Origin of the sequence: Nonomuraea turkmeniaca (assembly GCF_005889735.1) — a bacterium.
GTDB lineage: Bacteria > Actinomycetota > Actinomycetes > Streptosporangiales > Streptosporangiaceae > Nonomuraea > Nonomuraea turkmeniaca.
Map to the genome: position 1 here is coordinate 18,219 of NZ_VCKY01000069.1, position 25,838 is coordinate 44,056.

At 67.9% G+C, this 25,838-nt stretch carries 33 protein-coding genes, 2 tRNA genes and 1 other RNA gene; 17 read left to right on the forward strand and 19 right to left on the reverse strand.

Annotation, left to right across the window (positions count from 1 at the left end):
* Nucleotides 1-59: 59 nt before the first annotated feature.
* Nucleotides 60-605: a GtrA family protein gene (locus ETD86_RS21310; protein ID WP_246148056.1), complete on the reverse strand. Its 546-nt coding sequence runs from the start codon at nucleotides 603-605 to the stop codon at nucleotides 60-62.
* Nucleotides 606-854: 249 nt separating this feature from the next.
* Here ETD86_RS21310 and ETD86_RS21315 point away from each other — a divergent pair, with 249 nt between their 5' ends.
* Nucleotides 855-1,307 (forward strand): universal stress protein, encoded by a 453-nt coding sequence (locus ETD86_RS21315; RefSeq protein ID WP_138667911.1) that lies wholly within the window; start codon nucleotides 855-857, stop codon nucleotides 1,305-1,307.
* Between the two features lie 12 nt (nucleotides 1,308-1,319).
* On the opposite strand, the gene soxR is transcribed toward ETD86_RS21315, so the two are convergent.
* Nucleotides 1,320-1,838, reverse strand: a complete 519-nt coding sequence (soxR, locus tag ETD86_RS21320; protein WP_138667912.1) for a redox-sensitive transcriptional activator SoxR — start codon at nucleotides 1,836-1,838, stop codon at nucleotides 1,320-1,322.
* 9 nt (nucleotides 1,839-1,847) lie between these two features.
* Entirely contained in the window at nucleotides 1,848-2,279 is a 432-nt protein-coding gene (locus tag ETD86_RS21325; RefSeq protein ID WP_138667913.1) for an Lrp/AsnC family transcriptional regulator, read from the reverse strand.
* A 56-nt stretch (nucleotides 2,280-2,335) separates the two neighbouring features.
* On the opposite strand from ETD86_RS21325, the gene ETD86_RS21330 reads away from it, so the two are divergent.
* The gene (locus ETD86_RS21330; protein ID WP_138667914.1) at nucleotides 2,336-3,250 is read left to right on the forward strand and encodes an SMP-30/gluconolactonase/LRE family protein; all 915 of its coding nucleotides are present in this window, start codon (nucleotides 2,336-2,338) and stop codon (nucleotides 3,248-3,250) included.
* A gap of 2 nt (nucleotides 3,251-3,252) precedes the next feature.
* Here ETD86_RS21330 and ETD86_RS21335 read toward each other — a convergent pair whose 3' ends face one another.
* Both ETD86_RS21335 and ETD86_RS21340 read right to left on the reverse strand, forming a co-directional pair.
* Complete coding sequence (locus ETD86_RS21335) at nucleotides 3,253-3,984, reverse strand: ABC transporter permease (protein ID WP_138667915.1); 732 nt, start codon at nucleotides 3,982-3,984, stop codon at nucleotides 3,253-3,255.
* On the reverse strand, nucleotides 3,981-4,886 hold the full coding sequence (locus ETD86_RS21340) for an ABC transporter ATP-binding protein (protein WP_138667916.1): 906 nt from the start codon (nucleotides 4,884-4,886) through the stop codon (nucleotides 3,981-3,983). The genes ETD86_RS21335 and ETD86_RS21340 overlap by 4 nt, the downstream gene beginning before the upstream one ends.
* A gap of 109 nt (nucleotides 4,887-4,995) precedes the next feature.
* Between ETD86_RS21340 and ETD86_RS21345 the strand changes: the two genes are divergently transcribed.
* The 3 genes from ETD86_RS21345 (at nucleotide 4,996) to dnaN (ending at nucleotide 8,250) form a co-directional block, all read left to right on the forward strand.
* Nucleotides 4,996-6,429: a sensor histidine kinase gene (locus ETD86_RS21345; protein ID WP_138667917.1), complete on the forward strand. Its 1,434-nt coding sequence runs from the start codon at nucleotides 4,996-4,998 to the stop codon at nucleotides 6,427-6,429.
* Complete coding sequence (locus ETD86_RS21350) at nucleotides 6,426-7,079, forward strand: LuxR C-terminal-related transcriptional regulator (protein WP_138667918.1); 654 nt, start codon at nucleotides 6,426-6,428, stop codon at nucleotides 7,077-7,079. Before ETD86_RS21345 ends, ETD86_RS21350 begins: the two co-directional genes overlap by 4 nt.
* Nucleotides 7,080-7,152: 73 nt before the next feature.
* A complete protein-coding gene (dnaN, locus tag ETD86_RS21355; RefSeq protein WP_138667919.1) occupies nucleotides 7,153-8,250 on the forward strand; it encodes a DNA polymerase III subunit beta in 1,098 nt (365 codons plus the stop codon).
* Between the two features lie 215 nt (nucleotides 8,251-8,465).
* On the opposite strand, the gene ETD86_RS21360 is transcribed toward dnaN, so the two are convergent.
* Nucleotides 8,466-8,951, reverse strand: a complete 486-nt coding sequence (locus ETD86_RS21360; protein ID WP_138667920.1) for a MarR family winged helix-turn-helix transcriptional regulator — start codon at nucleotides 8,949-8,951, stop codon at nucleotides 8,466-8,468.
* Nucleotides 8,952-9,015: 64 nt separating this feature from the next.
* Between ETD86_RS21360 and ETD86_RS21365 the strand changes: the two genes are divergently transcribed.
* Nucleotides 9,016-9,306 (forward strand): antibiotic biosynthesis monooxygenase family protein, encoded by a 291-nt coding sequence (locus ETD86_RS21365; RefSeq protein WP_138667921.1) that lies wholly within the window; start codon nucleotides 9,016-9,018, stop codon nucleotides 9,304-9,306.
* On the forward strand, nucleotides 9,303-10,142 hold the full coding sequence (locus tag ETD86_RS21370) for an SDR family oxidoreductase (RefSeq protein ID WP_138667922.1): 840 nt from the start codon (nucleotides 9,303-9,305) through the stop codon (nucleotides 10,140-10,142). The genes ETD86_RS21365 and ETD86_RS21370 overlap by 4 nt, the downstream gene beginning before the upstream one ends.
* Here the strand turns inward: ETD86_RS21370 and ETD86_RS21375 are convergent.
* The 6 genes from ETD86_RS21375 to upp all read right to left on the reverse strand — a co-directional run bounded on the left by ETD86_RS21375 (nucleotide 10,129) and on the right by upp (nucleotide 14,127).
* On the reverse strand, nucleotides 10,129-10,803 hold the full coding sequence (locus ETD86_RS21375) for a FadR/GntR family transcriptional regulator (RefSeq protein WP_138667923.1): 675 nt from the start codon (nucleotides 10,801-10,803) through the stop codon (nucleotides 10,129-10,131). The two genes, ETD86_RS21370 and ETD86_RS21375, sit on opposite strands and share 14 nt — an antisense overlap.
* Before the next feature lie 100 nt (nucleotides 10,804-10,903).
* Complete coding sequence (locus ETD86_RS21380) at nucleotides 10,904-12,247, reverse strand: helix-turn-helix domain-containing protein (protein ID WP_138667924.1); 1,344 nt, start codon at nucleotides 12,245-12,247, stop codon at nucleotides 10,904-10,906.
* A 96-nt stretch (nucleotides 12,248-12,343) separates the two neighbouring features.
* Nucleotides 12,344-12,877: a PH domain-containing protein gene (locus ETD86_RS21385; RefSeq protein ID WP_138667925.1), complete on the reverse strand. Its 534-nt coding sequence runs from the start codon at nucleotides 12,875-12,877 to the stop codon at nucleotides 12,344-12,346.
* A complete protein-coding gene (locus ETD86_RS21390) occupies nucleotides 12,874-13,062 on the reverse strand; it encodes a hypothetical protein (protein WP_138667926.1) in 189 nt (62 codons plus the stop codon). The genes ETD86_RS21385 and ETD86_RS21390 overlap by 4 nt, the downstream gene beginning before the upstream one ends.
* A 66-nt stretch (nucleotides 13,063-13,128) precedes the next feature.
* A complete protein-coding gene (locus ETD86_RS21395) occupies nucleotides 13,129-13,353 on the reverse strand; it encodes a hypothetical protein (RefSeq protein ID WP_138667927.1) in 225 nt (74 codons plus the stop codon).
* Between the two features lie 135 nt (nucleotides 13,354-13,488).
* Nucleotides 13,489-14,127 (reverse strand): uracil phosphoribosyltransferase, encoded by a 639-nt coding sequence (upp, locus tag ETD86_RS21400; RefSeq protein WP_138667928.1) that lies wholly within the window; start codon nucleotides 14,125-14,127, stop codon nucleotides 13,489-13,491.
* A 147-nt stretch (nucleotides 14,128-14,274) separates the two neighbouring features.
* Here upp and ETD86_RS21405 point away from each other — a divergent pair, with 147 nt between their 5' ends.
* From ETD86_RS21405 to ETD86_RS21420, 4 genes are all read left to right on the forward strand, one after another.
* Nucleotides 14,275-14,790 (forward strand): tRNA adenosine deaminase-associated protein, encoded by a 516-nt coding sequence (locus ETD86_RS21405; RefSeq protein WP_425465649.1) that lies wholly within the window; start codon nucleotides 14,275-14,277, stop codon nucleotides 14,788-14,790.
* Between the two features lie 18 nt (nucleotides 14,791-14,808).
* Nucleotides 14,809-15,285 carry a tRNA adenosine deaminase-associated protein gene (locus ETD86_RS21410; RefSeq protein ID WP_138667930.1) on the forward strand — a complete coding sequence of 159 codons (477 nt, stop codon included), beginning with the start codon at nucleotides 14,809-14,811 and terminating at the stop codon, nucleotides 15,283-15,285.
* Nucleotides 15,286-15,298: 13 nt separating this feature from the next.
* On the forward strand, nucleotides 15,299-15,754 hold the full coding sequence (gene tadA, locus ETD86_RS21415; RefSeq protein ID WP_281286942.1) for a tRNA adenosine(34) deaminase TadA: 456 nt from the start codon (nucleotides 15,299-15,301) through the stop codon (nucleotides 15,752-15,754).
* Nucleotides 15,755-15,764: 10 nt separating this feature from the next.
* Nucleotides 15,765-15,851 (forward strand) — tRNA-Ser (locus ETD86_RS21420).
* Between the two features lie 48 nt (nucleotides 15,852-15,899).
* Here ETD86_RS21420 and ETD86_RS21425 read toward each other — a convergent pair.
* From ETD86_RS21425 to ypfJ (ETD86_RS21440), 4 genes are all read right to left on the reverse strand, one after another.
* Complete coding sequence (locus tag ETD86_RS21425; RefSeq protein ID WP_138667931.1) at nucleotides 15,900-16,709, reverse strand: DUF4352 domain-containing protein; 810 nt, start codon at nucleotides 16,707-16,709, stop codon at nucleotides 15,900-15,902.
* Nucleotides 16,710-16,815: 106 nt separating this feature from the next.
* On the reverse strand, nucleotides 16,816-17,112 hold the full coding sequence (locus tag ETD86_RS21430; protein ID WP_127937745.1) for a type II toxin-antitoxin system VapB family antitoxin: 297 nt from the start codon (nucleotides 17,110-17,112) through the stop codon (nucleotides 16,816-16,818).
* A 48-nt stretch (nucleotides 17,113-17,160) separates the two neighbouring features.
* On the reverse strand, nucleotides 17,161-17,994 hold the full coding sequence (gene ypfJ / locus ETD86_RS21435) for a KPN_02809 family neutral zinc metallopeptidase (RefSeq protein WP_138667932.1): 834 nt from the start codon (nucleotides 17,992-17,994) through the stop codon (nucleotides 17,161-17,163).
* A 53-nt stretch (nucleotides 17,995-18,047) separates the two neighbouring features.
* Complete coding sequence (ypfJ, locus tag ETD86_RS21440) at nucleotides 18,048-18,998, reverse strand: KPN_02809 family neutral zinc metallopeptidase (protein WP_138667933.1); 951 nt, start codon at nucleotides 18,996-18,998, stop codon at nucleotides 18,048-18,050.
* Between the two features lie 127 nt (nucleotides 18,999-19,125).
* Between ypfJ (ETD86_RS21440) and ETD86_RS21445 the strand changes: the two genes are divergently transcribed.
* The gene (locus ETD86_RS21445) at nucleotides 19,126-19,767 is read left to right on the forward strand and encodes a LysE family translocator (protein WP_138667934.1); all 642 of its coding nucleotides are present in this window, start codon (nucleotides 19,126-19,128) and stop codon (nucleotides 19,765-19,767) included.
* Nucleotides 19,768-19,810: 43 nt separating this feature from the next.
* On the opposite strand, the gene ETD86_RS21450 is transcribed toward ETD86_RS21445, so the two are convergent.
* Nucleotides 19,811-20,206: a hypothetical protein gene (locus ETD86_RS21450; protein ID WP_138667935.1), complete on the reverse strand. Its 396-nt coding sequence runs from the start codon at nucleotides 20,204-20,206 to the stop codon at nucleotides 19,811-19,813.
* A gap of 203 nt (nucleotides 20,207-20,409) precedes the next feature.
* Between ETD86_RS21450 and ETD86_RS21455 the strand changes: the two genes are divergently transcribed.
* Both ETD86_RS21455 and ETD86_RS21460 read left to right on the forward strand, forming a co-directional pair.
* Nucleotides 20,410-20,904 carry a 2'-5' RNA ligase family protein gene (locus tag ETD86_RS21455; protein WP_246148060.1) on the forward strand — a complete coding sequence of 165 codons (495 nt, stop codon included), beginning with the start codon at nucleotides 20,410-20,412 and terminating at the stop codon, nucleotides 20,902-20,904.
* A 189-nt stretch (nucleotides 20,905-21,093) separates the two neighbouring features.
* On the forward strand, nucleotides 21,094-21,936 hold the full coding sequence (locus tag ETD86_RS21460; RefSeq protein WP_138667937.1) for a PHP domain-containing protein: 843 nt from the start codon (nucleotides 21,094-21,096) through the stop codon (nucleotides 21,934-21,936).
* A gap of 327 nt (nucleotides 21,937-22,263) precedes the next feature.
* Here ETD86_RS21460 and ETD86_RS21465 read toward each other — a convergent pair whose 3' ends face one another.
* A complete protein-coding gene (locus ETD86_RS21465; protein ID WP_138667938.1) occupies nucleotides 22,264-22,869 on the reverse strand; it encodes a DUF6461 domain-containing protein in 606 nt (201 codons plus the stop codon).
* 151 nt (nucleotides 22,870-23,020) lie between these two features.
* Here ETD86_RS21465 and ETD86_RS21470 point away from each other — a divergent pair, with 151 nt between their 5' ends.
* Nucleotides 23,021-23,593, forward strand: a complete 573-nt coding sequence (locus ETD86_RS21470; protein WP_246148058.1) for a tyrosine-type recombinase/integrase — start codon at nucleotides 23,021-23,023, stop codon at nucleotides 23,591-23,593.
* Nucleotides 23,594-23,645: 52 nt separating this feature from the next.
* On the opposite strand, the gene ETD86_RS21475 is transcribed toward ETD86_RS21470, so the two are convergent.
* Nucleotides 23,646-23,733: transfer RNA gene (locus ETD86_RS21475), tRNA-Ser, on the reverse strand.
* A gap of 104 nt (nucleotides 23,734-23,837) precedes the next feature.
* On the opposite strand from ETD86_RS21475, the gene ffs reads away from it, so the two are divergent.
* An RNA gene (gene ffs / locus ETD86_RS21480) (signal recognition particle sRNA small type) lies at nucleotides 23,838-23,933 on the forward strand.
* 31 nt (nucleotides 23,934-23,964) lie between these two features.
* Nucleotides 23,965-25,838 (forward strand): DNA polymerase III subunit gamma and tau (locus tag ETD86_RS21485; protein WP_138667940.1); only part of this gene is annotated, 1,874 nt, incomplete at its 3' end.

Here is a 25,838-nt window from a genome sequence, read left to right on the forward strand (position 1 = left end):
CTTCTTTAAAGGATCCGCGATTCCGTGAGCAAGTGCGGCTGATCATGACTTCGCTGCCATCAAGCCGCCTCGTCCCTGGAATCGGCAGTGGGAGCCAGTCGCACGCTGCCGGACTGGGCCTGCTCGTCGGGGAAGACCCACTTCCGGAGCGCCCAGAAGCGGAAGACCATGGCGATCAACGTGCCGATGACCTGCGCGCTCATGAAGTCGGCGATCTCCTGGGTCACCAGGCTCACATCCGGGGTCTCCAGGCGAAATACGTACCGGGAGATCCATAGCGGCGCGGAGCTGAGCACTAGACCGACGCCACTGACCAGGAAGAACAGCGCCGCCTCGTGGCGGCGCTCGCGGCCGCCCCTGGTCCGGAACGACCATTCGCGGTTCAACACGTAGGACACGATCGTCGCCACGAGCACCGCGATGATCTTCGCGGTCACCGGCTTCGGTTCCAAAACGGTCAGCTTCAGCCCATAGAACACCGTGTTGTCCACTAAGAACGCTGTTCCACCCACCACCGCGAACTTCAGCAGTTCACGGTGCTTCAGCGCAAGTGCGTGCAGCGGTTCCGGCAATCGTGCGAGTACTGCGTTTGCTATTCGGAGCACCCCCGATCTTCTCACCAGTCGAACACCCTGGTAGCAAGATTTACGGACACGGCTTGTCCGGCTTCGCCATCATCAACCGCGCAGGGCACGCCTTTCGTAGCGAAGCACAGCACCTTCTGAGGCTCCTGGAAGCACACGCCGAGGAGCTGCGCCGGCCGGGATCGATGTGACCAACCAGACAAACTCATATGGAATGGGCGTGATCACCTCGGTGCTCTAGCGGATGAGTGACGCGGAGAGGAGCACACCATGACCATCCTTGTCGCCTACGACGGCTCGGCCGACGCACGGAGCGCGATCGAGTTCGCCGCCAAACATCTCTCGGCCGAGCCGACCGTCGTTCTCACGGTGTGGGAGCCACTGCTCGTGCAGCTGCGCAGATATCCGCTGGCCGCGGCCGCGCTCGACCCGAACACCGGGGATGAGACGCAGGCCCTGGCCGACCAGCACGCGAAGGAAGGCGCCGAGCTGGCGATCGCTTCCGGCCTCGCCGACGTTACCTACCGGGCGGTCGCCGACAACGAGTCGATCTGGAAGACCATCGTGGACGTCGCCGACGAGATCGGCGCCTCGCTGATCGTGACGGGTTCGCGTGGCCTGGCCGGCGTCAGGTCGGTGCTGCTGGGCAGCGTCTCCAACCACGTGCTGCACCACGCGCACCGGCCCACCCTCATCGTCCCGCCGGCCAAGACGAACCACTGAAGCGGCGGCAGATCATGAGCCGGCCGCGGCTGCCGGCTCCACTGAGCAGCAGACCTGCGCGAGCTGCGGCGGGCACAGCTGGGTGTCGATGCGCCGGGCGCCCGGCCCTTCGTCACCCAGCCGGTCGTAGGGGTTGGCCACCGGGCACCGGTCCAGCGACAGGCAGCCGCAGCCGATGCAGTCCGTCAGGTCGTCACGCAGCCGCTGTAGTTGCAGGATGCGATCGTCCAGCTCGGTGCGCCAGGCGGCCGACAATCTCGCCCAGTCGTCGCGCGTGGGTGTGCGCTCGCCCGGCAGCTCGGCCAGCGCGTCCTTGATGGTCTTGAGCGGGATCCCGATGCGCTGCGCCAGCCTGATGAACGCGACTCTGCGCAGGCTGTCGCGGCCGTAACGGCGCTGGTTGCCGGCCGTGCGGCGACTCGTGATGAGGCCCTTGGCCTCGTAGAAGTGCAGGGCGGAGACGGCGACGCCGCTGCGCTCGGCCAGCTGCCCGACGGTGAGCTCCTTGGCGTTCCAGGCGACCTTGGTCATACCTGGAGCTTACTTGAGGGTTCTTTCGAAGAACGTCTCCAGGACGACGACCGCCTGCGTCCCCGTCACGCCGTCCACCTCGAACACCCGCCGCAGCACGTCCTGCAACTCCCGTGTCCCCGCCGTACGGACCTTGAGCAGCACAGACGCGGGCCCGGCGATGACATGCGCCTCCTCGATCTCGGGGATCGCCGACAGACGGCCGGCGCTGTCGCCCATCCACGTGCTCCCCTCGACCAGCACGTACGCCGTCACGGCCCGTCCCAGTGCGGCCTGGTCGACCTCGATCGTGGTCCGCCTGATCACGCCCCGCTCGCGCAGCTTGCGCACCCGCTCGTGGGCGGCCCCGCTGGACAGGCCCACCGCCCGGCCGAGCACGGCGTACGACTGCGTCGCGTCCTCCTGGAGCAGATCGATCAGCATCCTGTCGATATCATCCACCACTGGATGATATCTCGTCATTTGCCCTGACAGCCAAACACCGTATGGTTGGACTCATGACGAAGACGATCCCCACCCAGTTCGAGGTGCTCGACGAGCGGTTCGCCGCAGTCGGCGGAGACGACGTGATCGAGGTGCTCTACACCGGCACCCGCTGGGCAGAGGGCCCGGTCTACTTTCCCGCGGGCCGGTTCCTGGTGTGGAGCGACATCCCCAACGAGCGGATGTTGCGCTGGGACGAGATGACGGGCGCGGTCGGGCCGTTCCGCCGGTCGTCCGGCTACGTCAACGGCAACACACTCGACCGCGAGGGCCGGCTGATCTCCTGCGAACACGGCAACCGCCGCGTTACCCGCACCGAGCACGACGGCTCGATCACGGTGATCGCGGACCGGTGGGAGGGCAAGCGGCTCAACAGCCCCAACGACGTGGTCGTCCGCTCCGACGGCTCGATCTGGTTCACCGATCCGCCGTACGGGATCCTCAGCAATTACGAGGGCCACGCCGCCGAGCAGGAGATCGACGGCTGCCACGTCTATCGGGCCGATCCGGTGACGGGCGAGGTGCGGATCGTGGCCGACGACTTCAACCGGCCCAACGGCCTGGCGTTCTCGCTGGACGAGAGCCTGCTCTACGTGGCCGACACCAGGGAGCGGCATCTGCGCGTGTTCGACGTGCGGGAGGACGGCACCCTGGCGGGTGGCAAGGTCTTCGCCGCGGGCGGGGGCGACGACATCTTCGACGGCATGCGGCTGGACGACACCGGCCGGATCTGGGCCGCGGCAGGCAAGGCGCTGCTCTGCTACGACCCGGACGGCACGCTGATCGGCCGGCTCAAACTGCCCGAGGCCACCGCCAACCTGGTGTTCGGTGGCCTCAAGCGCAACCGTCTGTTCATCGCCGCCTCGACCTCGCTCTACTCGCTGATGACCAACGTCACCGGCGCGCGCCCGGTCTGGGCCCGGCGCTAGCCTCACTCCCACCGGAAGAAGCGCACGGCCAGGCCCCCGAAGACCACCAGCCCGACGACGATCACCACCAGGTGCAGCGGCTGCGGGGCCTGGCCCGCCCAGGCGTCCGTGATCGCCTGGGTGACCGGTCCGGCCACGGAGAAGTCGCTGATTCTCCGCAGCACGTCCGGCATGACCTCGTGCGGTATCCACACACCCCCCAGGAGCATCAGCGGCTGCATCACCACCGCGCCGATCCCGGGTGCGGTCTTCCCGTTGGGCGCCAGCGCGGCTATCACCAGCCCGATCGCCAGCAGCGCGGCGGTGCCGAGCAGGAACGCCAGCACGAACCACCCCCAATGCCGCGGCATCGCAGCGCCGAACACCAGCCGGGCCGACACGATGAGGACGGCTGTGGCGATGGTGCCCGTGGCCAGGTTGATGAGCAGCTGCACCACCAGCAGCCGTGCGGGATGCACGGGCGTCGTCGACATCCGCTTGAGCACTCCTTGCTCCCGGTACGACGTCAGCACGGCCGGCACCACGCTGCAGGCCAGCACGAGCAGCGACAGCAACGTCATCATGGCGGGCAGTTGTGCGTCCACGCCCCGTAGTCCGGACGCGCCGGTCTTGGACAGCGCCGGGATGCTGAGCCCCAGCACGAGCAGCAGCATGACCGGCAGGCCGATGGTGAACAACATGGACGGCCAGTCACGCAGGTGGAGCTTGGTCTCCACGAAGAGGATCTTCCTCATGACAACTTCCTTCCGGTGAGCGCGAGGAATGCGTCGTCGAGCGTGGCCTGCTCGATGCGCAGGTCTCCGGGAACGATCTGGTGCTGCGCGAGGGCCAGGGTGACGGCCGGGGCGAGGTTGCCCGAACCGCTGACCGTGACTTGTTCGCCGCTTCTGCGCACCTCGCGTACCTCGGGCACCGCCAGCAGCACCGCGTCATCGACCGGCGCCGAGGGCCGGAACCGTACCCGCTGCTCCCCGCCCACCTGCGCGATCAGCCCGGCGGGCGTGTCGGTGGCGACCACCTTGCCGGCGTCGATGAGCGCGAGCCGGTCGCAGAGCCGCTCGGCCTCCTCCATGAAGTGGGTGACCAGGACGATCGTCACCCCCGACTCGCGTATCTGCTCGACCAGCTCCCAGGTGTCCCTGCGGGCCTGCGGGTCGAGCCCGGTCGTCAGCTCGTCGAGCACCGCCACCCGTGGCCGGCCGATCAGCGCCAGCGCCACGGACAACCGCTGGCGCTGTCCTCCGGACAGTTTCTTGAACGTGGTGTCGCGCTTGTCTCCGAGCCCGACGCGCTCCATCAGCTCGGTCCAGTCGGCCGGGTCGGGGTAGAAGGAGGCGTAGAGGTCCAGGGCCTCCCACACTTTGATCTTCTCCGGCAGGGCGGCGCTCTGCAGCTGCATGCCCAGCACCTGGCGCAGCTCGTCCCTGTCCTCGTGCGGGTCCAGGCCGGTCACGCGTACAGTGCCGCCGTCCGCCTTCCGCAGGCCTGCCACGCATTCCACCGTGGTGGTCTTGCCGGCGCCGTTCGGGCCCAAGATGCCGAAGATCTCGCCTTCGGCGACCTCGAACGACACGTCCTCGACCGCCAGGTGGTTCGGATACTTCTTCCGAAGGTTCCTGACCTCGATGATTTTCATGTCATCGACGCTAGAAACGGCGGATTGATCGCGGAATCTCGTTAGATGCCGAGCACGGGTGTACCTAAGTGCAGTGACCGGGCCGCCCTCCCTGTCGCAGACTGAAGGCATGCTCCTGCGGAGGTTAGGTCAGGTCACGGCACTGCTCGCGCTGCTCGTCATCGAGGTGCCGATGATCCTCGTATCCTTCGTCATGCTGGTCATGTCGGTGGCGATGGGCATGGTGTTCCTGTTCCCGCCGCAGGTCCGGATGATCAGGTGGCTGGCCGAGCTCAACAGGCGACTGCTGCGCGCGTGGACGGGCATGCCGATCGAGGCCCCTTACCTGCCCAAGCCCCCGCCCCCCGTGCCGGGACCGGACGGGATGTACCGCGCGGACCGCACCCTCTACAGAACGCCGCGCGTCCCCGCCTGGAACGACCGCTGGAAGTGGCTGCTCACCGACCCGGCGACCTGGCGCGACGGACTCTGGCTGCTGCTGGACCCGCTGGTCAAGGGGGCTCTGCTGCCGCTGTTCGTCCTGGCCCCGGAGCTGGGTCTGCGGCTCTACGCGCTCTACAGCAACCTTCTGCTCGGCGCGACCGCCGCGAGCCGCCTGGCCAGCCAGGTGAGCCACCTCAAACGCACGCGCAACCTGGCGACCGACTCGCAGGCGGCCGAGATGCGCAGGATCGAACGCGACCTGCACGACGGCACCCAGGCCAGGCTGGTGGCGATCGGCATGACGCTCGGCGCGATCGAGGAGTTGGTGGACAAGGACCCGGCGGCGGCCAAGGCACTGGTGTCCAAGGCCCGGGACGCCTCGTCCGACACACTGGCCGAGCTGCGCCGGGTCATCCGCGGCATCCACCCTCCGGTGCTGGCCGAACGCGGGCTCGGCGACGCCGTCCGCGCCCTGGCCATGGACAGCCCGATGCAGGTCACCGTGGACGTCGACCTGCCGCACCGGCCGGAGGCGCCGGTCGAGGCGGCGGCGTACTTCGCCGTCAGCGAGCTGCTCTCCAACGCCGCCCGGCACGGCGACGCCAGGACGGCGGCCGTGGACATCAGCTCCAACGGCTCCGACCTGCGCATCACGGTCACCGACGACGGCATGGGGGGCGCCGACCCGGCCAAGGGCAGCGGCCTGTCCGGCATCGAGCGGCGGCTGGCCGCCTTCGACGGGGTGCTCGCGCTCCACAGCCCGCCCGGCGGCCCCACCACGGTGACGATGAACCTGCCCAGGGCTCTGCCCGAATACTGGTTGGCCGACCTGGACAAGCTCCCCCGGCGGAAGGCGATCATGGTCGGCATCCTGTGGGCGACGGCATGGTGCCCGACGTTCCCGCAGGGGTTCGTGCCGGCCATCTTCAAAATCATTGGCTTCGACGAGAAGTCCTGGTTCCTGGCGCTGCACCTCCCCGAGGTGTGGCAGTGGCCGACGATCATCGGCATGATCGCGGTCGGCCTTATCATGCACACCATGGCCATTCGTATCCCCGCGACCCACAACAGGGAGCGCTGGATGGCGGAAGCCACCCCGTCCAAACCCTGGTGCCTATGAACCGCGTGCTCATCGCCGAGGACCTCTACCTGCTCAGGGACGGGCTGGTCCACCTGCTGCAGGCCCACGGCTTCACGGTGGTCGCCGCCGTGGAGTCCGGCCCCGAGCTGCTGAAGGGCCTGCTCGAGCTGCGCCCGGACGTCTCGATCGTCGACGTGCGGCTGCCGCCCACGTTCACCGACGAGGGCCTGCAGGCCGCGCTCGCAGCCAGGAAGTCCGTGCCCGGCCTGCCGATCCTCGTGCTGTCCCAGCACGTCGAACAGCTGTACGCCCGGGAGTTGCTGGCCGACGGCTCCGGCGGGATCGGCTACTTGCTCAAGGACCGGGTCTTCAACGCCGAGCAGTTCATCGACGCGGTACGCAGGGTCGCAGCAGGCGGCACCGCCATGGACCCGGAGGTCATCGCCAAACTGCTGGCCAGCAACGCCAGGCACGAGCCGCTGGCCGCCCTCACGCCTCGGGAGCGTGAGGTGCTCGAGGCCATGGCGGAGGGTCGCTCCAACGCGGCGATCTCCCAGCGGCTCTACCTCAGCGAGAGCGCCGTGGCCAAGCACACCGCCAACATCTTCGCCAAGCTGGGCCTCGCGCCGTCGGACGACGACAACCGGCGCGTGCTGGCCGTGCTCGCGTACCTCAACAGCCGCGGCTGAACGGCCTGGCCCTGGGTTGTCGGTCCTCTCGGCTATTTTCATAGAGGCACGGCACGACGAAGGGGTGTAACAGGTGAAAATCCGGGTTAACCGCGATGTACTGGCAGACGCGGTGGCGTGGGCTGCCCGAGTCCTGCCCAGCCGCCCTGTGGTGCCCGTCCTGTCCGGGCTCCTGCTGGAGGCGGGCGAGAGCCTGAGCCTGTCCGCGTTCGACTACGACGTCTCGGCCCGGGCCGTGATCGACGCCGACGTGGCCGAGGAGGGCAGCGTGCTGATCCCCGGCCGGTTGCTGGCCGAGATCAGCCGGAGCCTGCCCGCCGAGGACGTGGAGATCGTCACCGAGGGTCCCGAGGCGGTGCTGACCTGCGGGAGCGCCGAGTTCGGGCTCGTCACGATGCCGGTCGAGGACTTCCCGACGTTGCCCACGATGCCCCCTGCCATCGGCGCCGTCGGGGGCGGCGTGTTCGCCTCGGCCGTCGGCCAGGTGGCGCCCGCCGCCAGCCGCGACGACACGCTGCCGATGCTCACCGGCATCAGGGTCGACATCGAGGGCGAGTCCTTGGCGATGGCGGCGACCGACCGTTACCGCATCGCCGCCCGCGACTTCACCTGGCGTCCGGCCGGTCCTGACGTGGCCGTCTCCGCCATGGTGCCGGCGCGGGTGCTGGTCGAGGTGGCCAAGTCGCTGCGCGGTGGCGAGGTGTCGATCGCGATGGGTGACGGGGTGGCGGGGTTCGAGAGCGTGGGGCGCAGCACGACCGTGCGGCTGCTCGACGAGCAGTTCATCGACTACCGCGCCAGGCTGACCAGCGACTGGTCGATCAGGGCCGACGTGCCGGTGACGCCGTTCGTCAACGCGATCAAGCGGGTGGCCCTGGTGGCCGAGCGCAACACCGCGATCCGGCTGTCGTTCACGCAAGGGCAGGTGCTGATCCAGGCGGGCGGCGGCGACATCGGGCGCGGGACCGAGGTGGTCGAGTGCGAGCTGCGTGGTGAGGACATCCAGATCGCCTTCCAGTCGCAGTTCCTGCTGGACGGGCTGGTGGGGCTCGAGAGCGACCTGGCCCGCATCAACATGGAGTCGCCGACCAGGCCCGCCCTGATCCAGGACGTCCCCGGCGACGCCGCCTCGTCCTTCCGCTATCTGGTCATGTCCCTCCGCCAGCCATAAACCCCCCTTTTCTTGTACGGCAAGCCAGCGAGGCACCACCCGCCGCACGGGGTCGACGGCCTCCAGGGAGACGCCATCTGACCCGCACAGCGTCGGCCGCCGCAACGGCGCATGTGCACCAATGCCTCCCTACATGCGTGACCGCTGCTTCGGCTGGAGCATGAGCATGCCCGTTCACCGCGCGGCGGGCCGCATAAGGGCACGTCGTCGGGCCATCACTCCGCTGGAGTCGCGGTGGACGAACCGGCCCGGCCTTGGGCCGTCTGGCGGTCGGCGACCTCCTTGAAGACCCGCTTGAAGTCGGCGTACGCCCGCTCACCCACCACCCGCGCATGCTCGGCCTCCATCTCGGCGAGGATCGCGTCCGACTTGACCATGTGATCCCGCCCCTTCTCGGTGGGCACGATCAACTTGGCCCGCCGATCGGCCGGGTCCGGCCGCCGTTCCACGTATCCGAGCTCCACCAGCTCGTCCACCAGCGTGCCGATCACCTGCTTGTGCTGCCCGGACTGCGCCGCCAGGTCGGTGGCTCTGCTGCCTTCCTCGTCCAGGTACGCCATCACCGCACCGTGCCGCGGCCGCAGCCGCGGATGCCCCTGCTGGCTCAGCCTGGTGAACAGCTCCCGCTGCAGGCTGAAAAGGGTCCGGCTGGACAGGATGCCGAGATCGGGCTCCTCCTGCTTGCGCTGGCTCCTGCGCACCCTCACACTCTCCAATTAGTCACTAATCTTGACCGTCACTAACCATTACTATAGTGTCCATGGCATGACGACAACGGTGGAACTCACCAGGTTCCGCGTCGCGCCGGACCGTGCCGACCGGCTCCTGGCGGCACGCCCGGCGATGATCGCGGACTTCCAAGCCGATCGGGCGGGTTTCCTGAGCGCCAAGCTGGTTCGCGTGTCCGACGACGAGTGGCTGGACATCGTGGAGTGGCGCACACCGGAGGACTTCGCCGCCTCCCGCGCCAAGGGCGCCAACCTGCCCGGCATCCGGGCCTTTTTCGACCTGATCGACGAGCTCGTGTCCATGGAAGAGGGGACCACCATACGATGACCATCCTGATCACGGGTGCCACCGGCACCGTTTCCACCGCCGTGCTGCGCTCGTTGTCCGGCACGGACGATGTGCGGGTCCTGGTGCGTGACGCGGCGAAGGCGCCGTCGGGTGTGGAGGTGGCGGTCGGTGACTTGGACGATCCCGCCACGCTCGACCAGGCGTTCAAGGGCGTGGACACGTTGTGGCTGCTGACCGCGATGGGCCCGCAGGCGCCCCACGCCAGCATGAACGCCGTCTGGGCGGCCAGGAAGGCCGGGGTTGGGCACGTCGTGCGCATGTCGGCCATCGGGGCGGCCCATGACGCGCCGACCCGCAACGGCCGCCTGCACGCCCTGTCCGACGTCGAGCTCGCGGCCTCGGGCCTCGACTGGACCGTCATCCGCCCGGCCTTCTTCATGCAGAACCTTTTCGGCTCGGTGAACGGCGACACCCTCTACGGCGGGACGGGCGAGGGCAGGCTGGGCCTGATCGACGTACGCGACATCGGCGACTTCGCCGCCGCGGTCCTGCGTGATCCGGCGCCGCACAGGGGCAAGACCTACACTCTCACGGGCCCGGCCAGCATCTCACTGCGGGACGCGGCCGCGGCACTGGGAGAGGTGTACGGCACGCCGATCGTGTACCAGCCGGTCACGCCGGACGAGGTACAACGTTCGATGCTGGCGGCAGGGTTGCCGGAGTGGATCGCGGCGGTCACCAAGGAGTACGTCACGGCGTACGCGCAGGGCTGGGGCGACTACACGACGCCGACGTTCGCGGAGGTGATGAGCCGCCCCGGCAGGTCATTCGCCGACTTCGCGAAGGACCACGCCGACCGGTTCAGGAGTCGGTGAGGGCGATGAGGATGTGCTCCATGCAGGCGTGGCCGGCCCGCTCCGCCGCCGCCGCGTCGCCGGCCGCGATGGCGCGGGCGATCGCGTCGTGCGGGATGTAGGTCTTGTTCAGCGACGTGCCCGCGGCCGTGATGCTGGCACGCAGGGCCGCAGAGAAGTCCTCGTACAGGTCGATCAGCACGAGGTTGTGGGTGGCGTGCGCGACCGCCATGTGGAAGGCCAGGTCGGCCTCGACGAAGGAGTCGGGGTCGTCCAGCTCCCACGCGCGGTCCCGTTCGACCAGCGCCGCCTCGATGCGGACGATGTCCTCGTCGGTGCGCCGGGTGGCGGCCAGGCGCGCCGACTCGACCTCGAGCGCGCGGCGTACTTCGAGGATCTCCAGCTGCTCGGCCTGCTTGAGCCGCCGGAGCATGGCGCCGGACAGCTCACTGGTCGCGCGGACGTAAGTGCCGTCCCCCTGACGGCACTCGAGCAGACCGGCGTGCGTGAGCGCGCGTACGGCCTCACGAACGGTGTTGCGACCCACCCCAAGTTGCTCGGCGAGCACGGTCTCGGTCGGGATCTTGCCGTTCATCTGCCACGACCCTGAGGTGATCTGCTCTTTGAGCTGGTCGATCACCTGGTCGACGAGCGAAGCCCGCTGCGCCGTACGCAGACTCACAGTCCGCCTCCTCCGGGGAAACCAATCATCCTATGAGTCAATGACTGGTAGACCCTAATTATTCCAGACTCAAAAGCCAAATCTGGAACTCCCAGGCGGTTCAGCGGGAAACTATGACGTCAGCCGTAACTCCCGCCATGGCAGAGCGAACTCCGGCGGCTTCGAGGGCCTTACGATATGCGGCCGTCTGCTGTGTCACAGACCCGGCCCTGCCGTAAAGATCACCCAGCTCCCGCCAGCAGCGAGCGACCTGCCGGTCCGAGCCGAACACCGGCCGGTCCAGCGCGGTCAGCGTCCGGTGCGCCGTCGCGAGGTCCGCCGAGGCGTCCTGGTCCTGGTCGAGCGCCACGGTGGCGAGCACGAGGCGTGCTTCGGCAGCCGTGGTCCCCGCCTGGTCGGACGACGGCTCCAGCGCCGCACCGGCCAACTGGACGGCCCGTGCGGGGTCGCCGGCCCGCAGGCTGACCCGCGCGTGCACGATCAGGCTTTCGCCGTGCTCGCGCGCGGCCGCGGGGAAACCGGCGAAGACCTGGGAGGCGGCCGAAATGAGCCGCTCGGCCTCGTCGATCGGCGCGGTGTCCATCCTGGACCAATGCACGGCGGCCCGGGCGAGCTGCAGCGCGAGCCGGGACTCGCGACCCGCCATGATCGCGTCGTCGGCCAGGCGCACCGCCAGCGCCGAGTCCTCACCTGCGGCGGCCTCGGCACTCGCGTGCCACAACGTGCGGATCTCTCCGGAACGGTCCATAACCTGAGGAACGCCGGTGGTGTCCAGCACCCGCTTGACGTACGTCAGCTCGGGGGAGTCGTGCTCATGCTCGCCGCGTGCCTGGATGAGCGCGGTGGCCAGGTCGACGGCGATCTCGCCCTCGGTGATGGACAGCCGCTCGGCCTGCTCCAGCGCGTACGCGGCCAGATCGCGAGCGCGCAGCCGGTCGCCGGCCCGCTGGTAGCAGCGGCTCAGCGCGATGGTGAGCGGGAGGTCGGCCAGCCGCTCGGGGTGAGCCGCGGCCTCCCTGCGCAGACGCTCGAAGGCCTCTACCGCCTGGCCGAGCCGACCCTGGGCCTCGAGTGCACGCGCCCGGCCGAACCGGGCCTGCGCGGTCAGCATGGCGTTTTCCTCGTCGGCCGCCTTCACGATCTCCGTGAAGCGGTCGGCGGCGACGGCGGGGTCACCGTGCTGAAGCTCGAGCTCGGCGTGCCGCAGCCCGAGCTCGGTGTCGATGCGCTGCCGAGGCTCGATCCCGTGAAGGAGGAACTCGGTCGTGCATCCGAGCCGCTCGGCCAGCAGCCGAGCCACGACAGGAGTCGGCGTGCGCTTGCCCGACTCAATGAGCGAGACATAACTGTCAGACAGGTCGGGCCCGGCCAGCTGGGCCTGCGACATCCGCCTGTTAAGCCGCAGTCCACGGACGCGGTCACCGATGGTTCCCTGACTCGGCATCTCATCTCTCAAGGCGGGGAAGGGTCAACAACACGCAATGATTGCATGAAGTAGCCGAATCTGGTATCCCCGCGTGAAGAATTCTCCACCCAGAGATTAATCGTCGCTGTCGTCCTTGCTGGGGAAAAGCATCTGGCAGACCTCGAGGTACAAGGTCTCCGGATACGGGATGTACTCGACTGTTGACAGAGCTTGGTCCTGACCGGCCGATTCCAGGATGAACTCTCCGTAACCGAGCATGCGCCCAAGGAGAGTTCTCTGGAAGCTCATGTCAGTGACCTTGCCCAAGGGCATCATCGCGACCTTGCGAGTAATGAGGCCGGTGGTGAGCAACATCCGTTTCGAGGTCACCACAAAGTAATCGACTGACCACTCCGCGACTTTCCATACAAAACGGATCAGCAACAGGAGCCACAACCACCACACGACGACGAGCGCCGTGCCGCCTCCCTGGTTGTCCCCGAAGAACTTGCTGAGGAGGCCGGCGACGATCAAGCCGGCGAACACCTCGGCGACCGGGCGGAGCAAGACGGCAGGATGCCGCCGCACCATGAGATGTTGTTGTTCGGTGGGGAGGAGGTAGCGACTGACCGACGCGGGGGCAGAGTCCCCGTGGGTCACAAGTCTCATGAGAGGTTGTTCACAAATTGGGCCAGTGAGTCGGCCGCGTTGAACACCGTGTCGAACGCCCCCTTCACCGCATCAGCGGCGTCTGCTGGTCGAGCCATGAGGTAGTACGCCACAAATGCGATACCACCGTATGTGAGGACTTTTTTGACCTGCACCGTCGCCTCCGTGCCGCTTACCCACTCCACCCGCCGTATACATTACCCACCCCGATGCCGGGGTAAAGGTGTCTTAGCGGGTTGGTTCTGATCTTGTTAGCCCCGTTCGCTGGCCACCAGGGCCAGGACGTGAAGGTGCTTGCGAGCGATGCGCTCGACAAGGCTGGGATGGGCGTAGCCGGTGACCTCCAGCGCACCGTAGTGTGCCGCCTCGACGCAGCGCGTCACCGTGGTGGTGGAGTGGATGCCTGCGAACTCCTCGCGCAGCATCGCCTCGACCTCCGCGTACGGAGTCGGATCCCCCTCGATGTGCTCGTTCACGAGAACACCTCGGCACCGGGCATGTAGCTCATCGTGCTCCCCCATGCGCATGCGGAAGTTGCCTTCCCGTCTCTTCGTACCCACCTAACCACATTATGTAACGAAGCGACGACACAGAGTGAGGAAACGTATGGCTCAGACGACGCCGTAGAGGCGGTCGCCCGCGTCGCCGAGCCCCGGAACGATGTAGCCGCGCTCGTTGAGCCGCTCGTCGAGGGCGGCGGTCACCACGCGGATCGGCCGGCCGGAGTTGGCGAACACCTTGTCCATATAGGCCAGCCCCTCCGGGGCGGCCAGCAGGCAGATGGCCGTGACGTCCACGGCGCCTCGTTCGAACAGGAACTGCACGGCCGCCGCCAGCGTCCCTCCGGTGGCCAGCATGGGGTCGACCACGAAGCACTGCCGACCGGACAGGTCGTCGGGCAGGCGCGTGGCGTACGTCTCCGCCTGCAACGTGGACTCGTTGCGGATCATGCCGAGGAACCCCACCTCGGCCGTGGGCAGCAGCCTCGTCATGCCGTCGAGCATGCCGAGCCCGGCGCGCAGGATCGGCACGACCAGCGGGGACGGCTTGGCCATCCGCACGCCCCTGGCGGGCGCGACAGGCGTCTCGACGGTGACGTCGGTGACGCGCACGTCGCGGGTGGCCTCGTACGCCAGCAGCGTCACCAGCTCGTCCGCGAGCCTGCGGAAGGTAGGTGAGTCGGTGCGGACATCGCGCAGCGTGGTCAGCTTGTGCGCCACGAGCGGATGATCAACGACGAGGGTCTCCATGGAGGGCAACGCTATCTTGTGGGGCGAGAGGCAGCACCTCGCGGTATTGGTTTTGATCACAATTTGGTCGGAGAGGCACACGCCTGGTGGCCGGTTCTGGAACGATTGGGTGCTGGTGATATCTGTCGGGTCTGAGATCGGGTGGGCATGGCGATGACAGACGAAGATGCGCTCGACTTCGCCATCGTGATCTATCGCGAGGACGATCGCTGGGATGCCGAGTTGCTGCCCGCCACGCTGACGTCCGATCTGAAGGGACTGATCCACGCCCTGCGGCAGCAGCCCAGCGAGAGCGCCACGATCGGCCTGGTCGCCGTGGGGGACGAGTTCTTCGTGGCACTGCGGGTGCTGGGCGATCGGGTGAGCGTCTTCCTTTCCGACATCGCCGCCTCATGGGACTTCCCGCTCGCGCGTGAGGTGCTCGACTATCTGGACGTTCCCGTACCGGACGAGGAGGAGCTCGACGAGATCCTCCTGGACGAGGAGACCGTGCTCCCCGCCGGAGATCTGTCGATCTTCGCCGATCTCGGGTTGGACGAGATGGAGCTGGGCATCCTCTCCGGCGACATCGATCTGCTTCCCGAAGATGTGTTGTCCAGCATCGCCGCGCGACTCGGCTTCTCCGAGCCGTTCGAGCGGGCCATCGAATCGGTCTTCGGCTGACCCCCTGGAGCGCGGAACATGGCGTCCAACACCTTCTCTGCGGCCTTCGTCAGGACCTCCGACGGCTGGAGCGGTGCGGAGGTCGATCTGAGTAACGCTGAGATCGTCGACGACCTCGGCGACGCCGTCTTGGAGTCGCTGGGCCTGACCGGCGACGAGCTGGCCCTGCTGTGTGTCGAGGTCGAGGACGAGTGGTTCGCCATCGCCCGGTACCGGGGTGAGGAGGAGCCACGTGTGTTCCTGTCCGACGTGCACGCCGTGCCCTCCGACAACCTGGGCGAGCTGTTCGCGGAGTTCGCCGGGGTGGCGCCGGACAAGGAGGGCAACGGCCTCGGCGTGCGCCCGGCCGGCGACTTCGAGCTGCTCAGCGACCTGGGCGTGAGCTCGGAAGAGCTGCTGGAGCTCAGCATGGAAGAGGGCATGTTGCCTGCCGACATCCTGTCGGTGATCGCCGAGCGGCTCTCGTTCGCCGACGAGCTCGACCGGCTGCGGTGACCCCGCCGGACCGGTGACCCACGAGGAGGCCATGCGCCTGGCCCTGGAGGAGGCCGTCGCGGCGGCCGCCAGGGAGGAGATCCCGGTGGGCGCGGTGGTGCTCGGGCCGGACGGCGAGGTCCTGTCCGCGGCGGGCAACGACCGGGAATCCACCGCCGACCCCACGGCCCACGCCGAGGTCCTCGCGCTCCGCCAGGCGGCCGCGGCGCTCGGGCGGTGGCGGCTGACCGGCTGCACGCTCGTGGTGACGCTGGAGCCGTGCACGATGTGCGCCGGTGCCGCTGTGCAGGCCAGAGTCGATCGTATCGTGTACGGGGCGATCGACGAGAAGGGGGGAGCCGTGGGGTCGCTGTGGGACGTCGTACGCGATCGCCGGCTGAACCATCGGCCCGAGGTCGTCATGGGGGTTCTGGCGGAGCGGTGCTCGGCCGTCCTAAAGCAGTTCTTTGCCACTCGGCGGATCCGGTAAGCTCGTTCGCGGTGGTGTCGCCTAGTGGCCGAGGGCGCACGCCTCGAAAGCGTGTGATGGGGCAACTCATCCGTGGGTTCAAATCCCACCACCACCGCCGTTCACGAGAGGGCCTCCGAGGATTCGGGGGTCCTCTCGCGTTGTGTCAGCTCAACTGCCACTCGCCTTTCTGCTCGGCGAAGCCGCTGTCGAGCGCGAACTGGAACGTGGCCGCCTGGGCCGCCTCCGGCACCTCGAACACGATCACGCCCTTCCTGCTGTCACCGGTGTTCATCGTGACCTGACCCTCGAACGACTGGCCTTCGCGGACGTCCCATGGGCTGGATCGGTACTGCTGGCCTTCACCGTCGATGACCAGGGCGCCGTGCGACGGGAACTCGCTGTAGACGGCCGCGCCCTGGCTGGTGAGCGTCACCTGAACGGCGATGAGCCGGTTGCCGGTCTTCGCCTTCGTGAACTCGTTGACCGCGGTTCCCGGAGAGATCAGCTGGTTGACGGTGACGGCGACCTTGAGCCCAGGATCCCGGCCCTCCAGGGTGATCGTGTCACCGATCTTGGCCGTCTCCGGCCGGGTCTGCGCGGGCTGCCCGGCGGCGGTCTGTTCGGGCTGCCGGTAGTACGCCGTCTGCTGAGGTGCGGCGCTCGGCGGCGGGTCGGTGCCGGGACGGAGTCGCACGGTCGGCGCGTCCTCGTCGGCCTCCGTCTCCAGCGCTTCGCGTACCGCCACGCTGCCCTGGTCGGCTGTGAGCACGAAGAACACCGCGCCGCAGCCGCCGAGCAGCAGCAGCGGCAGGCCGATGGCCAGCAGCAGGATCACGCCCAGGTTGCCGCCCTTCCCCGGAGGCGACGGTGGGGGCGGCGGCTGGTGACCGTAGCCGGGCTGAGTCGGCGGACCGTAGCCGTATCCGTATCCATGCGGTGGTTGCTGCCCAGGCGGTTGCGGTGGGTAGGACACGGCATTCTCCAGAATGATGTTGAAAAGGTGCTGCTGTGACGCCCGAGACCTCCTGATGGTTGACATGACAAAGGGAGCCGCGAATCGCGGCTCCCTTTTTCCTTTCTCAGTTGGGCAGTTCCAGAACCCTGGCGTGCAGGATCGATCGTTGGTGGAGGGCCGCGCGCAGCGCGCGGTGCAGACCGTCCTCCAGATAGAGCTCGCCCTGCCACTGGACCACGTGCGGGAAAAGATCCCCGTAGAAGGTGGAGTCGGCGGCGAGCAGCGAGTGCAGGTCCAGCATGGCCTTTGTAGTGATCAAAGAGTCGAGCCGGACCTGCCGTGGAGGAATCTGCGCCCACTCTCGGTTCGTCAGACCGTGTTCGGGATAAGGGCGTCCGTCGCCGACAAGCTTGAAGATCACCCCACCGATTTTAGGAGAGAATCCGAATCCTTGCGCTATCCGGCCTCGTCAGCCAAGGTCGGCTTGCGCGCAGTCCCCGGGCGCGCCGCTTTCGTAGCCGCGCTGGAAGGCCGCTACGCGTTGCGCGGAGGAGCCGTGGCTGAACGATTCAGGATCGATTCTGCCCCGGGTGCGCTGCTGGATTCTGTCGTCGCCGACCGCGGCCGCCGCGTCGAGGGCTTCGGCGATTTCCGCCTGGGTGAAGGGCTTTTCGTAGAAGCCGGTGGTGACCGCGTTGCGGGCCCAGACGCCGGCGTAGCAGTCGGCCTGGAGCTCGACCGGGACCGAGCTGCCTGACTCGAGCTGGCCTAGGAGATCCTGTACGTGGTGCCCGTACTCGTGGGCGATCACGTACGCCTGGGCGAACGGGCCGCCCTTGGCGCCGAACTCGCTGTGGAGCTGGTCGAAGAAGCTCAGGTCGAGGTAGACGCGCTGGTCGCCGGGACAGTAGAACGGGCCGGCGGCCGAGCTGGCCGCGCCGCAGCCGGTGCGTAAGCTGCCGGAGTACAGCACGGTCTTGGACGGGCGATATTCGGAAATTTCACGCTTCCAGTAGTCCTGGATGCTGTTGACCACTCCGACCACGCGGCACCGTTCTGACTGGTCGGCGTCCTTGCCCGTCTGGCACTGGTCGGCCAGGTCCGACGGAGGTTGACGTTGGGCGGGCTCGGTGCCGCCGCCCACGTTGTTCAGCACGAAGACCAGCACGAGCATGATCAGGCTGACGATGCCGCCGCCACCTATGACCACGCCACCTGGAAAACCGCCGCCGGAGCTCCGGCCGCCTCCGCCGGCGTCCTCCACCTGCGAGGGATCGAGGTCGACCTGGTCTCTGAAGTCCATCGCTGACGTTTCCTTCCGGGGCGCCCGCAAGGACCACTGCCCCAAAGGGCCGCCTAGATGCTTCCTGAGAACGTGTCGCACCGCGTGGGGTCGCCGGTCTCGTACCCGGTGCTGAACCACTTCTCGCGCTGGCGTGAGGTGCCGTGCGTGAAGGCGTCAGGGGTGACGCGGCCCTGGGAGCGGCGCTGGATGCTGTCGTCGCCGACCGCCGCGGCCGCGCTGAGCGCCTCGTCGATGTCGCGCTGGGAGAACGGGTCCCGGTAGAAGCCGGTCTTGACCGCGTTGTGCGCCCAGACGCCGGCGTAGCAGTCCGCCTGCAGTTCGAGCCGTACGGACGGGCTGTCGGCGCCGGGTCTGGTGTTCCTTGCGACCTTGTTCATGGTGCCGAGGAGGTTCTGCACGTGGTGTCCGTACTCGTGGGCCACCACGTACGCCTGGGCGAACGGGCCGCCCTCGGCGCCGAAGTCGCGCTGGAGCGTACCGAAGAAGGTCAGATCGAGGTAGACCTTACGATCGCCGGGACAGTAGAAGGGCCCGACGGCGGAGTCGGCCGCGCCGCAACCGGTGCTGACCGCCTGCGAGAACAGCACGGTCTTGGCCGGTGAGTACGGCTTCTGCCCGAGTTCCTCGAACTCCTGCCGCCAGTAGGCCTGGATGCTGTTGACCGTGCCCACGATCCGGCAGTCCTCCGACTGGTCGGCGTCGGCGCCGGTGCGGCAGCGCTCGGCCAGGTTGCCGCTCGGGGTCAGCTGCGGCGGGGCGCTGGGCAGCCGGCCGCCTCCCTGCTGACCGCCCTCGTCGCCGGTGAACGGCGTAGGGACGACCCCGAACAGGAACAGCGCGGCCACCCCCAGGAGCAGCAGCAGGCAGCCGCCGCCCCGGCCGCCGATCGGCAGCATGCAGCCGCCCGGCATGCCACCACCGCCCCTGCCTCGCTGCGGGCCCCCGGCTCGTACGTCCTCGACCTGCGACGGGTCGAGCTGCGCATCGTCGTCGAACTGCATGTCTCCCCCCGAGGCACTACCTCCCCCGTAGCGGATCCAATACGCACCGTGCTACTCAAGGTGCTGCGGGAGCGGCCAACCCGGGGTCTCTCAGGGCCATATCGCACATATCAGCTAATCTGCCGACATGACGGGTGCCTTGATCGGAATCGCGCTGGTTTCGCTGGGAATGGTCCTTACCCCCGGCCCGAACATGATCTATCTGATCTCACGCTCGATCGCCCAAGGCCGCAAAGCCGGCCTGATCTCCCTCACGGGCGTCTTCCTCGGCTTCACCGTCTACCTCACCGCGACGTGCCTGGGCCTGACAGCCGTCTTCGCATACGTGCCGGCCGCGTACACAGCACTCAAACTGGCCGGCGCCGCCTACCTCCTCTGGCTGGCCTGGAACGCCGTCAAGCCGGGCGGCGCGTCCGCCTTCCAGCCGCGCGACCTCCCTGTCGAGCGCCCGGCCAAGCTCTTCTCGATGGGCCTGCTGACCTGCCTGCTGAACCCGAAGATCGCCATCCTGTACCTGTCGCTGCTCCCGCAGTTCATCGACCCGGCCATGGGCCACGTGCTGCTGCAGAGCCTGGCGCTCGGATCGGTCCAGATCGTCGTCGCCACCACGGTCAACGGCCTGATCGCGATCTCGGCGGGCGGCCTGGCGGCCTTCCTGGCCGGGCGCCCGCTCTGGCTGCGGATCCAGCGCTACGTCATGGGTACGGTGCTCGGCGGCTTCGCCATCCACATGGCGACCGACCGTTCCAAGGCACTGGTGAGCGCCTGAGCGGGCTCCTGGCCGCCACAGGGAGGCCAGGAGCCCGCCCAGCTCACCGGTCGAACCACATCGCCGACGAAGACCTGCACAACTGCCCGAACACCGCTGCGGCAAGCAGCACGCCCAGCACGTTCCCGAGACTGACGCCGCCGAACACCTCCCAGATCCCCAACAGGATCAGCAGGAACTCGATGACCAGCCCGGCAGTACGCACCCAGCCGCGGCGCGAGCCGATCCTGCTCGCCACGAACCCGATCAGCAGGATCGTGGCGAGCGGGATGGAGAGAGCGAGCAACAGGGCGCCTCCGATGGCACCCGACGGCGCGCTCCCCAGCAGTATGAACAGCAGGAGCAGACCGATCAGCCCCAAGCCCGTCTGGATCCACATGCAGACCCGGGCGACGGAGACCGACTGCGGCATCGCCTCGATGCTGTAAGGCTCGGACATACGAGCTTCCCTTTCAGGGACAGCGATTGACGCGCCGAGCCTAGGAGCGCGCCGCATGGTCATGTACGGGAAAGGCACAAGGGATATGCCACTCGGCCCGACGTGATCACGAACCGAAACCGTGCGGATCCCGGTTGCCTCGGCACACTTCGTCCCACCGGTGCACGATGACCTTCGCCAATCAAGGAGTACACGTGGCAAGCATGCGCTTCGAAGAAGGAGAGACCGCGCTGATCGTCGGCGTGCCGGAAGCCGAGCCTTTGGTCCGCCGCTGGCGGCAGCGCGAGATCGGCGTGCCGGCTCATGTCACCGTGCTGGCGCCGTTCCTCCACGTCAGCCGCATTGATGAGGGAACGCACGGCGAATTGAGGGCGTTGTTCGCCCGGCATTCGGCCTTCGAGGTGAGCTTCCGCCGGGTGGGGCGGTTTCCCGAAGTGGTCTACCTTGTGCCTGAGCCGGAGGCCGCCTTTGTGAACCTCACGCAAGCGGTCGTCGCCCGGTGGCCGGAAACGCCTCCCTACAGGGGGACGTTCGCCGAAATCGTTCCGCATTTGACCGTCGCACTCGGGAGCGGCCTCGACGAGGCGAAGATCGCCGGCGGGCTTCCCCTGACGGCGACGGCAGCGGCCGTGTCGCTGATGGTGTGCGATGACGGTGAGCACTGGAGCGAAGTCGCGGAGTTCCGTCTCGCCTCCTGAGTGCCGTGGTTCAGGCAGGCGCCGGGGGCTTCGAGGTGTCCTTCGCCCTTACGGGCCTGGGGGCTTCGCTCGCCGTACGCTGGGCACCACGTCAACAGCAGGCCCGGCGACCACATGTCGAGGCCGCGCGGAAGGAGCCGATCGCCTGAGTGGTGGGCGCCACTCAATACCGGCGGAAAGGATGACGCCGTGGTGCTGCCCGCGGATGGTCACGTTCACAGCGAGTGGTCCTGGGACGCGCCGGCCGGCTCCATGGAGCAGACCTGCGCGCGGGCAGTGGAGATGGGCCTGCCGGCGGTCGCGTTCACCGAGCACGTGGATTTCACGGCCTGGATGGTCGTCGCCGGCGAGCTCGATGACCACGAGCATCTCAAGGTCTTCGTCGCGTCGAACGGAACGCTCGTCCCGCCGAAATTCGATCTTGACGGATACCTGGAGTGCTTACAGCGCTGCCGCGATCAGTTCCCGGGCCTTCGCATCATCAGTGGGGTGGAACTGGGCGAGCCGCATTGGTACGGCGACGATGTCGCGAGGCTGCTCGATGTCGGGCAGTTCGAGCGGGTGCTCGGTTCGCTGCATTGCCTGCCGGTGGGCCGGCAGTTCGCCGAGCCGCCGAACCTGTTCCGTCAGCGACCAGCCGCGCAGGTCATCCGGGAATACCTGGCCGAGATACCCCGCCTGATCATGAGCTCGGACACGTTCGGCGTGCTCGCCCACATCGACTATCCGATCCGCTACTGGCCGGCCGGGGAGGAACCGTTCGATCCGAATGTCTTCCAGGACGAGTTCCGCCATGCCTTGCGCGTGCTCGCCGACAGCGGCCGGGCTTTGGAGGTCAACACACGTGGGCGACTCCATCCGGAGATCGTCCGCTGGTGGCGCGACGAAGGCGGAGAAGCGGTCACTTTCGGAAGTGACGCCCACAGCCCGACCGCACTTGCGTACGGCTTCACCGAGGCGGTGGCCATGGTCGAGGCCCAAGGCTTCCGGCCCGGCCGCCATCCCTACGACTTCTGGACACGTTCGCGCTGACGGTCGAAGGCCGGGCGGGTCGTGCGGAGAGATCAACCGGCCCGGCCGCGGACGATCCGCTGCGCCACTACGTCGCCGTCACAGGGCGAGGCGCCTGGCTCGTGGTCGGCATGTCCGGCCAGTCGGTCAGCAGCCGGCGGATCTCAGCCCAATCCTCCACACTCAACACCCCTCACGCTCTCATCCGAACGGGCTCGAGGTGGGTCCGTTTTCGCGGGGAGGTGAACTGAGACTGGAAATGCGACTGCGCCGGAACTGGATCCGCGCGTAGCGCGCTAAGGAAGAGCTACGAAGCGCCATTCCGGTTCTTCTGCGTGGATCTGCCGGTCATTCCTCAAGGGGTTCTGCGCCGAGGAACCGCAGGTTCAGCATGTCCGGAGAGAAGGGGAGACCGGTGATGCTGCTCGCCAGGGCGAACGAACGTTCAATCGGGTGGTCGATCCCCGGCCCATTGATGTCATGGTTGGGATCCAGTCCGACCTCGCGCATCTTTTCGACGAAGCGGTCTGGATCACTGCCCGACCGCTCGTCCGGGAGCATCGGGTCGAACCAGACGACCGGCGTGCCGTCGACGATGTAGGCGAAGGTGTCCGAGGCGTAGTCGTGGCGGCAGACCGACACGACCCCGGTCCCCCGCGAGACCCGGGCGTATGTCTCGGAGTCGACGGCGATCTGCCATCCCCCCGGTTCGATGACCACAGTCCAGTCGCCGACTCGGGCGGCTCCGATGTAACCGGCCGCGTCGTCCCTCATGCTCTCCACCGAGCGATAGTCCAGCTCGTCGAATGCCATCTCCTCCATGCTTTCCTCGTCTACGCCGAACCGGCGGAGGACTTCCTCTGGGGAGAGATCGCGGACGAAGGACACGCAGTAGATCTCACCTAATGTCTCGTAGCCGGGGAAGCAGGGGAGCTCTTCGGGCGCCTCTGTCATGGCCGGTCCTTCCTTGATTGCGTGAGCGGCATGATCGCAGCAATCGCCGACAACGGCCGCTGGCGAGCTGCCGCGCAACAGCGCGCGCTGGGCAGTGGCGCTTCCGCTGGGACTCCGTCAGGGCGAAGCGCTCGGACTCAAGTGGGCAGACGTGGACCTCGACAAGGGCAAGCTGCGACGGAACCGCCAGCGTCCGAAGTACGAACACGGCTGTCGCGAGAACTGCGGACGCAAGCCGGGCTTCTGCCCCGAACGCAAGCAGGTGAGAGCTGAGACCGCTGACACCAAGTCCCGCGCGGGCCGCCGCACCATCGGGCTTCCGGCTCAGCTCGTCGCCCTACTCCGCAAGCATCGAGAGGAACAGCAATCGGAGCGCGCCAAGGCGCGCCAGCTCTGGGAAGAGGGGGACTGGGTCTTCACCACTGCGGTCGGTCGCCCCGTCAGCCCTTACAGCGACTACCACGAGTGGAAAGACCTCCTGGCTTCGGCCGGGCTGAGGGACGGTCGGCTCCACGACGCTCGGCACACCGCCGCGACCGTCCTGCTGATCCTGGGAGCTCCCGAGCGAACCGTGATGGCCATCATGGGGTGGTCCAGCAGCGGCATGGCACGCCGGTATCAGCACGTCACCGACGGCATCCGGAACACCGTGGCGAGGCAGGTTGATGGCCTGCTCTGGGAGCCGGGGGAGGAGGGGGAAGAGCCCTCCGAAGAGGCCAACTGAGACTGGAAAGCAAGAAGGGGTGCACCATGATCACGGTCCACCCCTTCTGAGCTGGCGGAGGATAGGGGATTTGAACCCCTGAAAGGTTGCCCTTTACACGCTTTCCAAGCGTGCGCCCTCGGCCACTAGGCGAATCCTCCGCCGTCGAGCTTACCGGACTTCCGGGCGTGCGCAGACCACGTTTTTCGGGTTCATCGGTGGCGCAAGCGTGGAGCGAGCACTGCCGTATCCGGCTAGACTGTCCAAGGACCCCTCGCGCGGCGTCATCCTGTGAACCTCCCCAGGGCCGGAAGGCAGCAAGGATAAGCGGGCTCTGGCGGGTGTGCGGGGGGTCTCTTCGTTGGGAGCCCCCTCGCAGGCGGGATGGTCGCATGAGCCTTGCGCTTTACCGCAAGTACCGACCCGGGACCTTCGCCGAGGTCAAGGGTCAGGAGCACGTAACAGACCCGCTGCGACAGGCACTGCGTACGGGCCGGATCAATCACGCCTACCTGTTCAGCGGCCCCCGAGGGTGTGGCAAGACCTCCAGCGCGCGCATCCTGGCCCGTTCTCTCAACTGTGAGCAGGGCCCCACGCCCGATCCCTGCGGCGTCTGCGAGTCGTGCGTCGCGCTCGGCCCGACGGGGCCCGGCCACCTCGACGTCATCGAGATCGACGCCGCCTCGCACGGTGGCGTCGACGACGCGCGTGACCTGCGTGAGCGGGCGTTCTTCGCCCCCGTCTCCGCGCGCTACAAGATCTACATCATCGACGAGGCGCACATGGTGACCCGTGAAGGGTTCAACGCGCTGCTCAAGCTCGTCGAGGAGCCCCCGCCGCACCTGAAGTTCATCTTCGCGACGACCGAGCCGGAAAAGGTCATCGGCACGATCAAGTCGCGTACGCACCACTACCCGTTCAGGCTGATGCCGCCTGCGACCCTCCGCGGGTTGCTGGAGGAGATCCTCACCTCCGAGAACGTGCCCTTCGAGCCGAACGCGCTGCCCCTCGTCGTACGTGCCGGCGCCGGCTCCGCGCGTGACTCGCTGTCCATCCTGGACCAGCTGCTGGCCGGGGCCGAGGAGGACGGCATCACGTACGCCAAGGCTGTCTCCCTGCTCGGCTACACCGACGGTGACCTGCTGGACGAGGTCGTCAAGGCGTTCGCCGACCGCGACGGCGGCCAGGTGTTCCACACGGTCAACCGGGTGATCGAGGGTGGTCACGACCCGCGCCGTTTCGCCTCCGACCTGCTCGAGCGCTTCCGCGACCTGGTGATCCTCGCGAACGTCCCCGAGGCGGCCTCCAGCGGTCTCCTCGACCGGCCCGCCGACGAGCTGGAGCGGCTCGTCCAGCAGGCGTCCTCGATGGGGCCCGCCGAGCTGACGCGGGCGGCCGAGGTCTTCAACGCCGGCCTCACCGAGATGCGCGGGGCCACGTCGCCGCGGTTGTTGCTGGAGCTGATGTGCGCGCGGGTCCTGCTCCCTGGTGCTTCGCACGGTGAGGAGGCGCTGCTGGCGCGGCTTGAACGCCTCGAACGTGGCGGCGCCGTCGCCCAGATGGCCGCCCGAGCCGCTTCGGGGACGCCGGGTGCGTCGGTTTCCTCCGGTGCTTCCGGTGCGTCCGGTGCGTCGGCGGGTCCGGGAGCTGGGGCGACCGTTGCCGCCCATGACGGTCCCGTGGTGCAGCCGCACACCGTTGGCCAGTCTCACGCCGGTGCCTCTGCGGGGGCCCAGTCTCCCGGTGGCGCTCAGTCGCCTGTGGGTGCTCAGCCGGCTCAGGCTCAGGGCGCCGCAGCGGCGGGTGGTGCGGATGACTGGCCCGAGCCTGTCCGCCCTGGCGCTGCCGCTGCGGGAGGTGGGGGAGCGGCGGCCCCAGCGGCTGGTGGCGGCATGCAGGCATCCGGCGGCGGGGGGCAGGCGCCCGCAGGGGGTGCTCAGGCGCCCGCCGGCGGCGCGGCGGCTCCCGGTGGCGGAGGGTCTTCTGCCGGTGGCCAAGGGGTTGCCGGCGTGGGGGGCATGCAGCAGCAGTGGCCTTCCGTGCTGGCCGCGCTCAAGCAGCGCAGCATCGTGGTCTGGGCCAACGTGAGCACCAACGCCCAGGTGGTGGGCGTGGAAGGCAACCTGGTCACGCTGGGATTCAGCCAGGTCGGCGCGATGAAGAACTTCACGGGCGGTGGCAAGGACGCCGTGGTGGCCAGTGCGCTCAGCGACGTACTCGGCGGCACCTGGCGTGTGGAGGCCGTCGTCGGCAACGCCCCGGCCCC

Bases quoted from the DNA above. Each gene is read 5' to 3' on its own strand.
- ETD86_RS21445 (WP_138667934.1), top strand. From the start codon at position 19,126: ATGACGGGTGCCTTGATCGGAATCGCGCTGGTTTCGCTGGGAATGGTC.
- ETD86_RS21350 (WP_138667918.1), top strand. From the start codon at position 6,426: ATGAACCGCGTGCTCATCGCCGAGGACCTCTACCTGCTCAGGGACGGG.
- ETD86_RS21455 (WP_246148060.1), top strand. From the start codon at position 20,410: ATGCGCTTCGAAGAAGGAGAGACCGCGCTGATCGTCGGCGTGCCGGAA.
- ypfJ (WP_138667932.1), bottom strand. From the start codon at position 17,994: ATGGACTTCAGAGACCAGGTCGACCTCGATCCCTCGCAGGTGGAGGAC.
- ETD86_RS21340 (WP_138667916.1), bottom strand. From the start codon at position 4,886: ATGAAAATCATCGAGGTCAGGAACCTTCGGAAGAAGTATCCGAACCAC.
- ETD86_RS21315 (WP_138667911.1), top strand. From the start codon at position 855: ATGACCATCCTTGTCGCCTACGACGGCTCGGCCGACGCACGGAGCGCG.
- ETD86_RS21380 (WP_138667924.1), bottom strand. From the start codon at position 12,247: ATGCCGAGTCAGGGAACCATCGGTGACCGCGTCCGTGGACTGCGGCTT.
- ypfJ (WP_138667933.1), bottom strand. From the start codon at position 18,998: ATGCAGTTCGACGACGATGCGCAGCTCGACCCGTCGCAGGTCGAGGAC.
- ETD86_RS21385 (WP_138667925.1), bottom strand. From the start codon at position 12,877: ATGAGACTTGTGACCCACGGGGACTCTGCCCCCGCGTCGGTCAGTCGC.
- ETD86_RS21410 (WP_138667930.1), top strand. From the start codon at position 14,809: ATGGCGTCCAACACCTTCTCTGCGGCCTTCGTCAGGACCTCCGACGGC.
- ETD86_RS21330 (WP_138667914.1), top strand. From the start codon at position 2,336: ATGACGAAGACGATCCCCACCCAGTTCGAGGTGCTCGACGAGCGGTTC.
- soxR (WP_138667912.1), bottom strand. From the start codon at position 1,838: ATGACCAAGGTCGCCTGGAACGCCAAGGAGCTCACCGTCGGGCAGCTG.
- ETD86_RS21345 (WP_138667917.1), top strand. From the start codon at position 4,996: ATGCTCCTGCGGAGGTTAGGTCAGGTCACGGCACTGCTCGCGCTGCTC.
- ETD86_RS21465 (WP_138667938.1), bottom strand. From the start codon at position 22,869: ATGACAGAGGCGCCCGAAGAGCTCCCCTGCTTCCCCGGCTACGAGACA.
- ETD86_RS21365 (WP_138667921.1), top strand. From the start codon at position 9,016: ATGACGACAACGGTGGAACTCACCAGGTTCCGCGTCGCGCCGGACCGT.
- ETD86_RS21335 (WP_138667915.1), bottom strand. From the start codon at position 3,984: ATGAGGAAGATCCTCTTCGTGGAGACCAAGCTCCACCTGCGTGACTGG.
- ETD86_RS21450 (WP_138667935.1), bottom strand. From the start codon at position 20,206: ATGTCCGAGCCTTACAGCATCGAGGCGATGCCGCAGTCGGTCTCCGTC.
- ETD86_RS21405 (WP_425465649.1), top strand. From the start codon at position 14,275: ATGGCGATGACAGACGAAGATGCGCTCGACTTCGCCATCGTGATCTAT.
- ETD86_RS21370 (WP_138667922.1), top strand. From the start codon at position 9,303: ATGACCATCCTGATCACGGGTGCCACCGGCACCGTTTCCACCGCCGTG.
- upp (WP_138667928.1), bottom strand. From the start codon at position 14,127: ATGGAGACCCTCGTCGTTGATCATCCGCTCGTGGCGCACAAGCTGACC.